9 protein-coding genes are annotated in these 14,136 nt (G+C 58.7%); 5 read left to right on the top strand and 4 right to left on the bottom strand.

Features of this window, described 5'->3' with window-relative positions; genetic code table 11:
• The 3 genes from ABI171_RS14850 to ABI171_RS14840 all read left to right on the top strand — a co-directional run.
• The coding region (locus ABI171_RS14850) for a hypothetical protein (RefSeq protein ID WP_348093318.1) at positions 1–789 on the top strand (789 nt) is incomplete at its 5' end.
• A 229-nt stretch (positions 790–1,018) separates the two neighbouring features.
• On the top strand, positions 1,019–2,674 hold the full coding sequence (locus tag ABI171_RS14845) for a phosphoethanolamine transferase (protein WP_348093317.1): 1,656 nt from the start codon (positions 1,019–1,021) through the stop codon (positions 2,672–2,674).
• Positions 2,675–3,060: 386 nt separating this feature from the next.
• Positions 3,061–3,705, top strand: coding sequence for an SAM-dependent methyltransferase (locus ABI171_RS14840; protein ID WP_348093316.1), 645 nt, complete (start codon positions 3,061–3,063; stop codon positions 3,703–3,705).
• Positions 3,706–3,713: 8 nt separating this feature from the next.
• On the opposite strand, the gene ABI171_RS14835 is transcribed toward ABI171_RS14840, so the two are convergent.
• Positions 3,714–7,070 carry an AAA family ATPase gene (locus ABI171_RS14835; protein ID WP_348093315.1) on the bottom strand — a complete coding sequence of 1,119 codons (3,357 nt, stop codon included), beginning with the start codon at positions 7,068–7,070 and terminating at the stop codon, positions 3,714–3,716.
• A 419-nt stretch (positions 7,071–7,489) separates the two neighbouring features.
• Here ABI171_RS14835 and ABI171_RS14830 point away from each other — a divergent pair, with 419 nt between their 5' ends.
• On the top strand, positions 7,490–7,888 hold the full coding sequence (locus ABI171_RS14830) for an aegerolysin family protein (RefSeq protein WP_348093314.1): 399 nt from the start codon (positions 7,490–7,492) through the stop codon (positions 7,886–7,888).
• A gap of 191 nt (positions 7,889–8,079) precedes the next feature.
• Positions 8,080–8,925, top strand: a complete 846-nt coding sequence (locus ABI171_RS14825; RefSeq protein ID WP_348093313.1) for a hypothetical protein — start codon at positions 8,080–8,082, stop codon at positions 8,923–8,925.
• Between the two features lie 31 nt (positions 8,926–8,956).
• On the opposite strand, the gene ABI171_RS14820 is transcribed toward ABI171_RS14825, so the two are convergent.
• From ABI171_RS14820 to ABI171_RS14810, 3 genes are all read right to left on the bottom strand, one after another.
• Complete coding sequence (locus ABI171_RS14820) at positions 8,957–9,763, bottom strand: transporter substrate-binding domain-containing protein (RefSeq protein WP_348093312.1); 807 nt, start codon at positions 9,761–9,763, stop codon at positions 8,957–8,959.
• Positions 9,764–10,174: 411 nt separating this feature from the next.
• Positions 10,175–10,546 (bottom strand): Lrp/AsnC family transcriptional regulator, encoded by a 372-nt coding sequence (locus tag ABI171_RS14815; protein ID WP_348093321.1) that lies wholly within the window; start codon positions 10,544–10,546, stop codon positions 10,175–10,177.
• 63 nt (positions 10,547–10,609) lie between these two features.
• A complete protein-coding gene (locus ABI171_RS14810) occupies positions 10,610–14,134 on the bottom strand; it encodes a hypothetical protein (protein WP_348093311.1) in 3,525 nt (1,174 codons plus the stop codon).
• Positions 14,135–14,136 lie beyond the last annotated feature (2 nt).

Raw genomic sequence — 14,136 nt, 5'->3', positions numbered from 1 at the left:
CGCGCAAAATACGCGTCGCTGGAGCAGCAACTGGGGCAGAATCAATTCAAGCGGCCGCTGGTTCTCGAGTCCGCCGACATGCCGAACCACGCGAAAGGCGACATCTACGCGATCATCGATTACCCGTACGACGCGGTGAGTACCGGCCTGAACAATCCGGATCACTGGTGCGACATCATGCTCCTGCATATCAATACCAAATACTGTCGTGCAAAGGCCGGACCGCCGGGCGCCACCCTGCGCGTCTATATCGGCAAGAAGACGCCCCAGCCACTGACGGATGCGACGCATGTCGATTTCAATTACAGCGTCGCGGCGGCGACCGGGGACTATCTCGAAATCCTCCTCAACGCCAAGGACGGGCCGCTGGGCACCAGCGATTACCATATCCTGCTGGAAGCGGCGGCGCTGCCGAACGCCAAGACTTTTTTGCACCTGACCTACTCTTACACAACAAATTTCGTCGCGCGCCAAGCCATGCGAACCTATCTCATGACGATCGGCAGGGGCAAGGTGGGATTCACCGTGACCGGCAAGCGGGCCGATGGCCAGCCTGACTATGTCGGCGGGATGCGTGGCGTGGTGGAACGCAACACGATGCGCTATTTCCTCGCCATCGATTCTTTTCTAGCGGCCGCCAACGAAGCGCCAGCGGCGCAGCAAGAGAAGCGTTTGCAGAATTCTTTTACGGCGATTGAACGCTATCCTCTGCAATTGCATGAGATGGATCGGAACGCGTATCTCGACATGAAGCGCGCCGAGTATTTGCGACAGCAGGCGGTGCATTGACGCCAAGGGATGGCGAAGCAAAGACCGCCAGAAGGCACCAGCGCCGTCAATTACAAACGAGCAATGTCCCCGCCAGTTTTTCGCTGGCACGGCACTAATTCATCAAGATTTGGTCTGATCCCACGCGCGGTAGGTCTCGCCCCGAATTCCGGAACGAGCCCCCCCCCCCCGCAGCAGAAATCTAATAATCAACTTCACCAGGAAAACGCCGACCCCGGCTGCGGAGACAATGCAATTGAAACAATTGGCGAACCGGCTGTATCTTGGCATCGGCGGGCTGTGCGTATTCTGGGCGTTCGGCATGCTGAGCGTAAATGAGCTCGCCAAGAGCAGTATCCTGATGGCAACTTGCTTGCCTGGAATCACCGGCCTCTTCGTGATCTGCCGCGCGAGACCGCGCTGGCTCTCCGCCAGCACGCTACTACTGCTTTTCCTGTTTTTCCTGGATGCGGCGGTGAAGGGTTTCTTGCGCGATCATTTCGGATTGCGGCCGAATCATTCGATGGTCCTGGATGCGATCGTCAACACCAATCCTGCGGAAACGAACGAGTTCTTCCTCCACAACTGGCGCGACGTGGCAGAGGCGGCTGCGATGTTTCTCATCGTGATGGCCAGCGCAGCATGGGGCGAACGACGCTTTTCGCGTCGTGAGCTTGGCGAGGAAATCCTGCCGGAAAAACGCGGAACGAAGATTGCGGTAGCTGCCTTGCTGGGTGCATTCATCGCCCTGCATTTCAATCCGACCATGGCGAAGGAAAATCCTTTGCTGTTCTGGCCGATGCGTTACATGGACTACCAGTCGCAAGTACTTGCGGCCGCTGAAATGCAGCGCAATATCACGCTCAACATGGCCCGGCGGACAGAATGGATGGTGCAGTACCGGGGGCCGGAAAAGAACACCGTGGTCTGGGTAATCGGCGAGAGCCTGAATCGCAACAACATGTCGCTGTATGGCTACGCGCGGCAAACCACACCATTGCTCGACGCGTTGCGCCCTGATCTGATTGTGTTCAATGACGTGCTCTCATCCGCGCCGGCGACCATGTCCTCGCTGATGAAAATGCTGACCCCCGCGGACCTCGATAATCCGGATGCATGGAGCCACAAGCCGGACGTGCTGATGCTGGCGGAAGAAGCCGGCTACAAGACTTTCTGGATTTCCAACCAGGTTCCCAATGATGGCTGGCTGGGCGTGGTTTCCGGCCAGGCCGACGAGCGGGTGTTCATCAATAAAGGCGCTGGCCGCGGTGAAAATAATTTCGACGCCAATTTGCTGCCGGGATTTGCAACGGCGTTGTCGGACCAGGCGCCGAAGAAACTGATCGTGGTGCATCTGCTCGGCGCTCATCCGACCTACGACATGCGCTATCCCGAGGATTTCGCCAGGTTCGATGGCGTGGAGGATGCGGTCGCGCAGGGCTTGTCCGATCAAGGCCGTTCCCCATGGATACGCCAGCTGCGCGACCAGTACGACAACGCGATCAGCTATAACGATCATGTTGTGGGAAGCCTGATTCAGCGAACCATGAACACTATGCAGGAAGGCAGCGCAAGCCTGCTGTTCAGCTCGGATCACGCACAAGAAGTCGGACATACGCGCAACCATGCCGGCCAATCGGTGGCAGATTCTTCCGGCTACGAAATCCCGATGGTGGTCTGGACCCGGTCTTTTCCTGGCAAGAATCCGATGACAAAAACCGCCCTCGAGCAGCGTCCATACCAGACCGATCATCTGGAGCACACCGTGATGGGACTGCTGGGCATCCAATCCCGTTATTACGATGTCTCGAATGACATCTTGAACGACAAGTTCATGCCGCGCCCGCGACGGATCAATGGCAAGCCATATCCACGCGTTGTTGAACCGCTTGCTTCAACGAAGTAGTTCTCGCGCCCGGCATGGTCGTAATGCTGTGCAAAGCACGCCGTCGGGACTATTCCTCGCTACGTCTGACGCGAAGGCCGCGCCCGGACATCCGATGGCAGGATTAGAAGGTCGCTTCTGAAATCATCCTTCCTGCGCCCGGGGTCGCCAGCTAAGACTGATGCCTTGTCGGCCGCTCTGTGCGGCGCATCTTGGATAGATCTTCACATTGCGCCGAGCTGCGTCAGAGGGGCTTTGACGCAATTCCTGCAGCCCGGAAACCGGAACTTTCGGGTTTTCCGTTTTACAATGCGCGTAATTACCATGTTGCAGTTGCGTTTTTGTACACACCACTCTGTCCATGGATGTTTCAACATCCCCATTAGTCATATCTGGAAGTCATCCCCATGCTTATCGTCACCATCAAACAAGGCAAAGAAAAAAGCCTGCTGGATCGTCAACCCTGGATTTACGCGTCCGCGGTCGAGCGGGTGGACGGCAAACCCGGCGAGCACATGAAACCGGGCGCGACCGCGCTGATCCAATCGTCTTCCATGCAATTCCTGGCGCGCGCCGCCTACAACGCGAAATCGCAGATCCGCGCCCGCGTCTGGACCTTCGATCAACACGAGGCGGTCGACCATGCGCTGATCAAGCGCCGGATCAAGGCCGCGGTGGCGGCGCGCATCGCAAAAGGCAAAAAGCCTGCCGTCAACTCCGGTAAGCCGCTATATCTGGTGCTCGGTGAGGAAGATGGCTTGTCCGGCCTGGTGGTCGATTGGTTTGGGGGCCAGAAAGGTTTTCTGGTATGCCAGTTCCAGGCGGCCGGCGTCGATGCGTGGAAGGTGCCCATCGTACAAGCCTTGATCGCCGAAACCGGTTGCCAGAATGTATATGAACGCTCGGATGAACTGTTACGCAAAGGCGAAGGCTTGCCGGTCGTATCCGGCGCACTGGCAGGCGACGAACCGCCGGACGACATGCCGTGTACCGAAAATGGCGTACGCTTCGCCTTGAATATCAAAACCGGAAAAAAGAGTTCCTTCAGATAGGTCCCGGGTCAGCGCAGTCCCAGTTTGCGCGCCAGCTTCGGCATCGTCGCCGCAAACCCCAGCTCTTCCGATGCACGCCAGACCTTTTGCAGGGCGCTCACCTGCGCGTGACTACGGTCCTGCAGGCAACTGACCGCACTGTCGATCAATTGCACATGATGCTCAACCCAGATGCAGGATTCGGCTTGCATCATGGCGGTCATTTGCTGCGCGTATCGGCTGGCCTGGCCGTAGTCGCCAGTCATCAGGCTGGTTTCAGCGGCGGCAACATAGAAGCGGAACGTGTTGTGAGCAAGGCAGCCGCGGGCAAATTGCGCTTCGCCCTTTTGCAAAGCGTTCTGACGCATGACAGGATCTTCCGCAATCAGGGCCACGCTGCCCCATATCCAGGGGCCGATATAACGCTGCAATTGCAGCCGCTCGACCAGTTCGGCGGCTTCCAGGATGCAAGCGAGCGCCCGCGCCTGGTCGTCGCGCCAGAAGGCGACCCGCGCCAGGCCTTCCAGCAGGATTGCTTCAAAGCGGCCGGCGCCAATGCTGCGGGCGACGTCCAGTGCGGCCGACAATTCTTCCCAGGCTCTCTCGTCGGCAGCGGTCGCCACCAGCACCCAGGCGGCAGTCAGCCGCGAAAAAATCTCTGCACGACGGTTCCCTACGGTGCGGCAGTGCTGCACCGAATCCATCGCATCCTGCAAAGCCAGTGCCGGCCGCCCCAGATAGATGAGGGTCGAACCGCGCGCACTACGGCTGGGCGCCAGAACGTTCATCAAATCATGTCTTTGACACAGCCGAACGCAGCGATCGAATACATCGTGCGCCGTTTGCATCCGGCCTTCGGCGTAGTAGGAATCGCCAATTCCGCTTAGTGCGTTGGCCTGGCTTTCCGGATTTTCGCTGATGCGCGAAAAATGCAGGGCTTCTTGATGATGGTCGCGGCAGCGCAGATAGTCGCCGCGCGGGAAAAAGATATTGCCCTGCAGGTGAAACAAACGGGCCAGCGCGTCATGGGCTAGCACACTCCTGGCGAGCGGCAGCGTCGCCTCCAGCAAACGCTCTTCTTCATCCAGGCTATCGAGCGTATTGAGCACCGGGGCCAGCCCCAATGCTGCTTCGATTTTCTCATCGGGGCGCTCGGCGAGTTGCATGGCGCGTTGAAAGTATTGCTTCGACGAGGTGGTTTTGCCGATGCCGGCAGCGGCGCGGGCGTGCAGCAAGGCCAGCTCGAAACTGACGGCCGCTTTATCGGTAAACGCATCGCACAACTGCGCCAGTTCCGTGGCGTCGTCGTACTGATAACCGCGCAGCTTGTCCTGTATGGCGTTCAACAGCGCCTCGAAGGCGGCAAGGTCGTTGGCACGCACCAGGTGCCTGGCATACAGGGTTGGATCGGACTGGCGCACCTGCCTGGCGACGCGCCGATGATAGCTGTTGCGCAGAGGGAGAGGTATGGCATCGTAAATACAGTGCATCACCAGGTCATGCACGAACATATAACAGCCAGGCTCGATTTCCTTGATCAGGTTCTGGTACGCGATACCGATACGCGCAGGTTGATAATCCGCCTGCTCCAGCACCACCCGCAACGCAGACAATTCAAACCGGTTGCCGATCACCGACGCCATGGAAAGGGCGCGTCGGTGTTGCGGCTCAAGCCGGTCGAGGCGCGCCTGGATCAAATGCTTCAGGCTCTCGGGCACCGTGCCCGCCGGATTGGATAGCAGCTGCGTCAGATACAGCGGATTGCCTTGCGCCTTTTCTATGCAATCCGCCCGATAGCCGGGATCGACGCCGACGAACTGCTCCGCCAGCAAGGCAGCTTCGCGCGCCCGCATGGGGGCGACATCGAGCAAACTCAAAGGATTGGAGAAGCGCGGCCGCAACGCGTTCTCCAGCGGATCGCCGTCATTGCGCGAAGTCAGCACCCAGAGGATCGGCGCGTCATCCGTCATAGACAGCAAGCTGCCCAGGGCGGCAAACAGATGCGCGTCGCCCCAATGTAAATCTTCCATGCAAATCAGCAAGGGCTGCTGCAGCGCCAAACGCACCAGCAGCAATTGCATTGCACGCAAAGAGCCCTGCATCCGCGCTTCATTGCTCATGGCGGCATACACCGCCATATCCTGCCTGCCTGGCGTAGCGCCGGCCAGCACCTGCAGGAAAACATTCGCTTCCGCCGGCAACTTCCAGCGTTCCAGCGCTGCATGCAGGACCGCATCCTGCGCAACCCCGGTCGCCACGCCGGACAAGCCAAGCAGGCTGCGCACCAGTTGCCGCAGCGGAGCATAGGAACTTTCCATGCCGAAGTCCAGCACTTCGCCCTGATGACAAGAAAACCGGCTTTGCCGCGCAATCTCGAAAAACTCCCTCACCAGACGCGTCTTGCCGACCCCTGCCATGCCACGCACATAGACAACGTGTCCATTCTGGCATTCCTGCGTCGCTTCGACCACGCCCTTGAACTGGAGGATTTCTATGGCGCGCCCGGTCAAGCCGCTTTCAAGTGCGCCGTTCTGCGGACGCGCGCGCAGGCACTGGCGGTAAGACGCAAATTCATCCGCGGCGGGAGCAAAATCAAAACGTGCAGCCAATTGCACAACCAGGCTGCTCGCGACATAGATCGGTGCATTTCCATACCCCGAATCTGCCGGATCCTTCAGCGCCCGGCCATATTGCGCGGAGACTCCCGGCTGGCCAGGCCAGCGCATCAGCCGCAGCCAGATGGCGTGGCCGGGCCGGACAAAATCGCTGCTCAGGACAAAGGCGCACAGCAGGCAGCGTTCGCTATCGCTGCGATAGGCGTGCGGAAAGCCGAAATGCGCGATCACCGGGCTTTCCTGGCTACCGTGGACGGTATCGATAACGCCGCCGAACTGCCGGATCAGTTGCGCCAGCTCGTCGCGCAGCGACGACGATACGCCCGCCGGCACAGGCGATTCGGAACGCAATTCAAAACGCAGCTCCAGCACATAACGGATAACGTCCTCAGGATATTCCTTTGGCGGATTCGAACCCATGGCTGCGGCGAGCACGATTTCAGCTCCCGCTTCACTGCCCGCGTAAGCGAGCGGCATGTGTGACGGCGCGTCGTCGACCTGGACCTTGCTCACCAGCGTATTCAGGTCCACTCCCAATATGGTCGCGAGATGGCGCGCCGTGCGATATAGCACCGGCTTGCCTGTTTCCGCACGCTTGATCGAGGCAATCGAGACGCAAAGCTGTTTCGTAAAACACAACTCGGCCAGGGCTTCCTGGCTGATGCCGCGCTCTTTGCGCATCCCTTTCAGCAGACCGGCATCGAGCATGATGCGTCCATCGGAAACCGCGGAAGCTGCGCCCGGCACACTCTGGAGCGATGCGTAGCTCATGGCCGCACAAGCGCTTTGGGAATTTGCAGCGAGCTATCCGGCATACCGGCCTTTCTTAGGACGAAAGTACAACTGAACATCGTGCCGCCCCGGCCGCGCGGCAAGGGGCTGATCTGATACCGAACTGATACCGAACTGATCCCGCGATGCACTTTCGCAGAGCCAGGCGCGCTTCCATACTTGATCCAACAAGACGCAAACAGGGTGCTTCGCTCAGGACACGGCATCGAGATGAATTATACGTTCAACGAGATGGCGACCAGACGTTCCATTTGTAAAAACATCTTGGAAACAGGCGGCGTCCGACTGCCGAAAGCTACACCACGCTCAGGGCAAAACCAGTGGAGTCCAGAAACCACTTTAAATAACGGGGGCAATTTCCAAAGCGCCTTATCGCCAGCTGTCACACGGAGAATAATATGAATACCACTGTCGCCGCATCCGAACTGTCTGCAGAAGAAATCAAGGTAGCCTATGAACGTCTACAGGTTCAGGGAACCGTTAGCAATTTCACACAACTTCCGATGATCATCAAAAGCTCCAATCTGTCCTGGGGCAAATGGATGCAATCGCCGGTCGATGTCCCCAGCTTCAGCAATAGCCGTTTCGCTTCGCAAGGGCGGGACAGCTCGCCATCGGGCACGGAAGGCACTGCAACCTGGCACATCGGCAATGCAATCATTACCATCCATTTCGGCTGTCCGCTCAACGGCAGCAACAGCCAGCGCATCAGCTGCGAGCCGCCAGGCGCGTTCAAAGTGACATGCGATGGAACCGGCGGCGATGTGAACGCTTGCTCCTTCCAGATTAAATCCTAGTCTGGAAACCTGTTTTTAATTAAGCAGGTTACGTTTACCCATCCCCGCAAATGCGAATTTGCGGGGATAGTGAAAACCTTCAACAGCGATGCCAGCGCTTCAAGATGGCGCCATGCTGATGTAATATCAACACCTTGGCTTTATTCGTCGTTCCGCCATTCCGCCATTTCGCTTAAAGCTGGAGCAAACTCGTGGCCCCGAACCTGTTCAATCCGATTGTATTCATTCTCGATGGCAGTCCATTTCCGCTCCCTGACGCCAAGACCTATCCTTATCTGTATAACCATCAAGGCCACCCTCAGCATCTGCACGAGCCGAAAGGAACGCTGGTCGAGATGGCGGCGCAAGATCCGGATCTGGAACGGGGAATCAGGTACATCGACATCGGGCACAAGGAAAAAATCGTTCCAGATGCATCCTATGCAATCACCTTGTTTGACTTCAAGGTAAAAGAAGTCCATTACCAAGGTCTGCGGGCGACGCCGGAGACTGCACACGCCTTTGGCATGACCTTGTTAAAAGCCGGCGAATGCGTCCGTTTTGACTATGAGAGCCTGGTCTGCTCACAATACACCTACGGCAAATGGGCGGGCCATCAATCTCCCTATCTGGAAGCGGCCCGACGGCGCGAACTGCTGACCTACAATCCCACTGACCTCGAATTCCATCATTTCCCGCACGTCTTTTTTTCCCAGGACAGCCATCCGCTGGTCATCAGCGTAGCCCGCTGGCGTCCCTATGTGAATGAGATTTCACTGGCCGACCTGTGGATAGCGCCGGGCGACGCCATCGTGCTGCCGTCCCAAGTGTTTCCCTCTCCGCCCCGCCCTGGCGCGTCATATGCTGAAGCAAGAAGAAAAATCGTTGACCTGCATGGCAATAGAAACGCAGCGTTTGCGTGTTGGTCCGATCCCGCCAAGCCGATGCTGCTCACTGAAACCATTCTCGCCAACGCCTCGTTGATGTCGTCGGCAGAAGCAGGCTTGCATTACCACGAAGAAGTCACGCCTACCAGACATACGCCGCCTTTGGCATAGTGGCTGCGGATAAAAATGCGGGTACTTCAGCTCAGCTATGCAATACGCTGTCAGGCAGCGGCGCCTTGAACCAGCGCTGGGCATTGATGTTGAGTATGCCGTTTTTCTTGATGCTGCTCAGCATGGCGTTGACCTTGTTCAGCAAGGCTGTTTCGTTTTTATTCACCCCGATGAAACAAGGTGAGTCTTTCAACACGATTTTCAGCCGGGTGTTCTCCGCCTGTTCCTTGGTGAAGGCGGAAATCAGTACGTTGCCCGCCGCCAGCAGGCTGGATTCGCCTTTGAGATAGGATTGTTCTGCTTCCTTGTTGGTGGTGAAGCGTTTGATGCTGGCGGAGGACGGCGCTATTTTTGTGAGTTCTGCATCTTCGATCGAATCCTTGAGGACGGCAATGGATTTACCTGCCAGGCCGGCGGCATTTTTTACATCCAGATTCGGCGCGCCGAAAACACCCAGGTAGAACGGCGCATAGGCTTGCGAAAAATCGATCTGCTTCAAGCGCTCCGGATTTTTACCCAGGCTGGAAATCACCAGGTCGACGTGCCGGTTCACCAGCGAGGGGATACGTTCAGCGCTGGCCAGCGGCACCATATCCAGTTTGACGCCCAGTTCCAGCGCGATCATCCTGGCGACCGAGATGTCAAATCCTTCCAGCGACTTGTAGCGGTTATCTGCTCCGAATGGCGGCGTATCTTTCGGCACGGCGATGCGGATCACGCGCCGGTCCTGGATGTCGTCCAGCGTATCCGCACGGCTTTCCGCAGCTGGCAGCAAGCTGCCCGCAATGGCAATGACACTGGCAAAAACACACAAAAATACACCGGCGTAACGCTTCACAAGAAAACTCCCTGATTGAATTGAATGGTGTTCAGGTCCATCCGCGACGAGGATGGCGACATCGCCTCGACGTCGCGCAGGTATTAGATTTCACGCGTTTGGAAGAGCAATTTGCAGGGTGCTAGCATGGCAGAATAAAAATCCGGTCTCAATCAGGCATTCCCGATATTCATGTAAGGATTTTCTGCAACAAAGGGGAAATTTTCTAAATCTCGCTGTGTTGGCTCAGGAAGATCGGCCGACGCCATCTCCGCTACGGCTCTCGATGCCGCAATTTTCCACAGGCGATTGTGTATAGGCGTCGCAATTGGCGCCTGACAATGATCACATCTTCGCGAATTTTCTATCTGGCTGATTCAGGCGCCGCGGCCATGGATCACCGCGCAAATACGGCAGCACTGCCGATACGCTCTATATCTTGTGCGTCGATAACAGGATGCTGGTTTCCGTATTCGCGATACCCGGAATCAAACGGATACGCCCAAGCACGTTATTGAACGACTCCAGGTTATCAGCCCGCAATTCCGCGATCATGTCCCAGCGGCCGTTGGTGGAATGCAGGGCGTGGATATTCGGTTCCCCGCGCAGCGCCTGCAACACGCCCACCGCGTGGCTTCCCTCGACAGCGATAGTCATCCAGGCCCGTATGCGATGCAGCTCGGCCTCGGGCTTTAGCCGGACGGTATAGCCGACGATGACGCCGCTCGCTTCCAGCCTGGTAATATAGAACCGGCAAGCGCCTGCAACTGGCTGTGACGAAATAGCTTTTGCGCCCGTTGCCAGCAATGGACATCCTGGCTTAAGGCAGCGTCGCTATAAGGGCCGCCGCCAGGCGGCCCTTGCGCGTCAGGCAATCGCGCGGACAAGCGGGACGCTTGCCTGATCGCTTTCCGGGTTGATCGCAGCGGCGCCGAATTTTAATCCGCCATAGAGCAAGGCTAGAACACCGACCCCCACCGAGAGCGCGGCCTTCGATTCCGGATCGTCATCGATCACCGCAAAGAAGCCGGTAATACTGCCAAGCGACGAGACGATCGACGCAGTTTCGGTGACGATCGCGGCAGATCGCGGAGCGCCGGCCGGATCGCCGGACAACTCCTGGAAATGATAAACGGCGGGAGTCAAAGCAATCAACGCAAGGACTGCGTCGAGCCCGGCGCCGATTTTCGCTTCCTGGTCCGTCGTGACCTGATCGCCGAACACCTTACGGGCGATCAGCGGGCTGACCACTTTGCCGACGATGGTGAGAGCGGTGACGGATTGGCCGAGAATCGCAACCTCGCTGTTGACGATCGGGTCCGGGCCATCGACGAAGCCAGCGATGCCATCGGCGACTACGGTGACCAACGCGGCCGCAGTCGCTGCCCGCTGCCAGCTCGCCCCCTCCTCCTCGTCCATCAGCAAACCGGGCGACAGTACCGCATTGACGATCGAACCGAGACCGGCGACCACATTGCCTGCAACATAGATCGCCAGCGGCATGCCGCCCCCGGTTGTCTCCGTCCGCCCTAAAGCGGCTGGTGAGACGAGCGTCAGCTTGCCGCTGCCGCGGGCTGTATTGAGGGCCGCAGTCAGTTCGGCAGGGGTACTCGCAGCGAGAATCTGGTCGCTGATGTCACCCGCCTCGAACGGCGCCGAGCCATGCGCGATTTTGTAGCCCAGCGTCGCAGGGATGGCGGCGACCATCATGATCACGTCGAGCAGCGAGAAATCGACCGTTACCCCGAAATCCTCCAAAATATCGGACACGACCGGGATCCAGACCGGTGTCGACAAATCATCGATCGCCGCCTGGATGACTGCGGCGAGCAGGTCCATCATGGCGTCGACCAGATCCTCGGTGCTGTTGAGCAGAGCGTCGACAACAATCGCGACGAGCGTCTTGAGCGTGTCTTCCAATGACATATTGGAGAAGGAGGAACCGTCGATCAGCGTCGACTTGATCTGGCCGAGCGCACCGACCAGGATATCCCCTTCGTTGTCCAAGGCTTGGATCACGCGGTCGACGATGGCGCTGCCGGTGCTGCCGGCGCCCGGATCGCTTCCCTGGGCGCCTCCGACATTGTCGGCAAAATGATGATAGAGGAACATTGCCGGCGCGGTCAGGATGTTCTCGATGTCGGCAACTGCGCCCATGAAGCCAAGTGGCTGGCTGCCGTTTGCGACACCGGATTGCCAGCCGTCGGATTTGGTTTCCGCCCAATCGTCAACCTTGCTGCGCGCGCCTTCGAGCACGCTGTTGAAATCGACCTTGAGCGTGTCAATCCGCTGGACCGCCCGCTCAAGCGACATCAGGACGAACTTCTGGCAGACGTCTTTGGTGCGGACGAAGGATTTCCATTCGAACAGGAATTCCAGGAATGCGATCAAATCCTCGATCGCCGTCTTGATTGCATTGTAGATGGCGACTATTGCGCCGACCACTTTCTCTGCCGCGTCGAGCACGAAGCTGTATACCTCGCCGGCAATCTGGGCCATGAAATGCCACAGATCGGTGGCCGCATCCTGAACGATATGGACCACATAATCGGCGGCATCCTCGAGCCAACTCAACAGGTCGCCTGCCGCAACCTCGATGGAATCGAGGAAGCCGCCGACCAACATTTGCGGGTGCGGCGCGTGGCCGGCCCCGGCACTGACCGAGACCAGGTGGGCGATGCGAATACCGCCGTTTTGGCGGCGCAGCGCCGAGTTCAGCGCAACCGAGCCGTCCGCTGGAAGCGTTTGATACACCTTGCCAAGCTGGTCGAAGGCGCCGGCTGCTGCGGCGAGATCGGCGTCGCTCGTTCCGGGTGCGACTAGCGGCCGGCCTGCTCCGCCTTGAGGATCTGGAATGGTGGCGCTGCTTAGTGCGTCTGTGGTGTTGAGACTTGCCGCCTTCTGGAAAGCCTTGTCCATCGGATTGATCGCGAGCGTCTGGCCGTCCGGCCCGACGACCTTGAGCGGCGTTCCGGTAAGATCGTCAATCCACTCGATGATGTTGATCGATCCGATGGCATCGGCCGGCACGGGAATAGGTGTGGCGTCGAGAACGTAATAAAGACCGTTGATATAGACACCGGCACGACGCTGCGCGCTCAATTGGACGACCGCGCCGGGCAGCGGCTGCTTGTCGGCGCTGGTGAGCTGCAGGCGAGTCGTGTAGGAGGTCCCTTTATGCGAGATCATCGCCGGCGGCGCCGGCAGTAGAATCTTCTCCGCTTTCCAGGTCGTCGTGTCGGGCGCCTGGGTCGCACGGCGCAGGTCGTTCATTCCGCTGTGAACGAAGAAGCAGTTACCGTCATTGCTCCGATTGAGATAGGGCGAGACCTGTTCGACCCCGGTGAAGATAGGCAGCGGCACGCTCCACGCGGCCGGATTGCGCAGCGAATCGAGCGGGCAGCTGGTGTAGAAAATCTGGTCGGCCTGGTTGAGGCCCCAGAGGATGACCCGGGTAGCGCTCGCCGCGCCAAACAGGGACTGGATACCTTGCAGCACGGGATAGTCGAGCAGGGTGATACCGACGCCACCTTGTTGCTGCGCGTCGGCAGGGTAGCAATAAATGGTTTGCCCATAGGCGACATAAAGATCAGTTGCGTTACCTGTGGCCGCGACCGCACACAATGCGGTCCCGATCGCCCCCCCGGGGACGGCGAGCGCGACCGGATTGACCGCGATATTCGGGCGGAACGGATTATAAAGCGGCTGGTACATGAGCTGGCCGTGATTGACGACGCGGCCGAGTGTGTATATGCCGTCGACGAGGTCGCCGCTGCGCCGTCCTAAAGCACTGCGCGCGCTTGCCGCCTCGATATCGCCGGCTACGTCGTGCGCGTTCCAGGCCTGGCCGGTAAGCTTGCGCGTCGGATCGATATAGTAGCGCGAGATAAGCGGCACCGGGTCGGCCTGGTCGCGCAGGATATCAGCGACGATATATTCACCGTCCGAAGCTTCGCTGATGAATACGTTGTTGATGGTGATGGGTCCCGTATGGCTAGCGGTGGCGTCGAATGGCATCGCTGCCCAGGCCGGATTGGCCGTCCAGCCCAGATCGGCCGCCGAATTGCCCAGGCTGAGATAGAGGCTGTCATTTGGCGTTCCGGCCATGACCAGGGCGATGTCGATTTCCCCGGAATCGCGGTTCTGTGCGACCGCAATCGACTTTACCCCACCGGCGCCGAGTCCGGCGCTGAAGGCGGATCGCTGCCAGCCCACTTTGGCGTCCGTGGTTTCCTGGGTCAGGTAGCAAACCCCGTCGGTGCCGATCGAGAACAGCAGGGCATTGCCGGCGGTTGTCTGCAGGGCCGCGAAACTCGCATCAGGCGCCATTATCTCTGCCTGTTTGTAGTTGCGCATGAGCTCCGTGGAGCTGGTGATGATTGAATTGGTCATGA

The organism is Collimonas sp., from assembly GCF_039923675.1.
Classification (GTDB): domain Bacteria; phylum Pseudomonadota; class Gammaproteobacteria; order Burkholderiales; family Burkholderiaceae_D; genus Collimonas.
The sequence above is the reverse complement of the archived record's forward strand: the minus strand, read 5'-3'. Positions and strand labels throughout refer to the sequence as shown.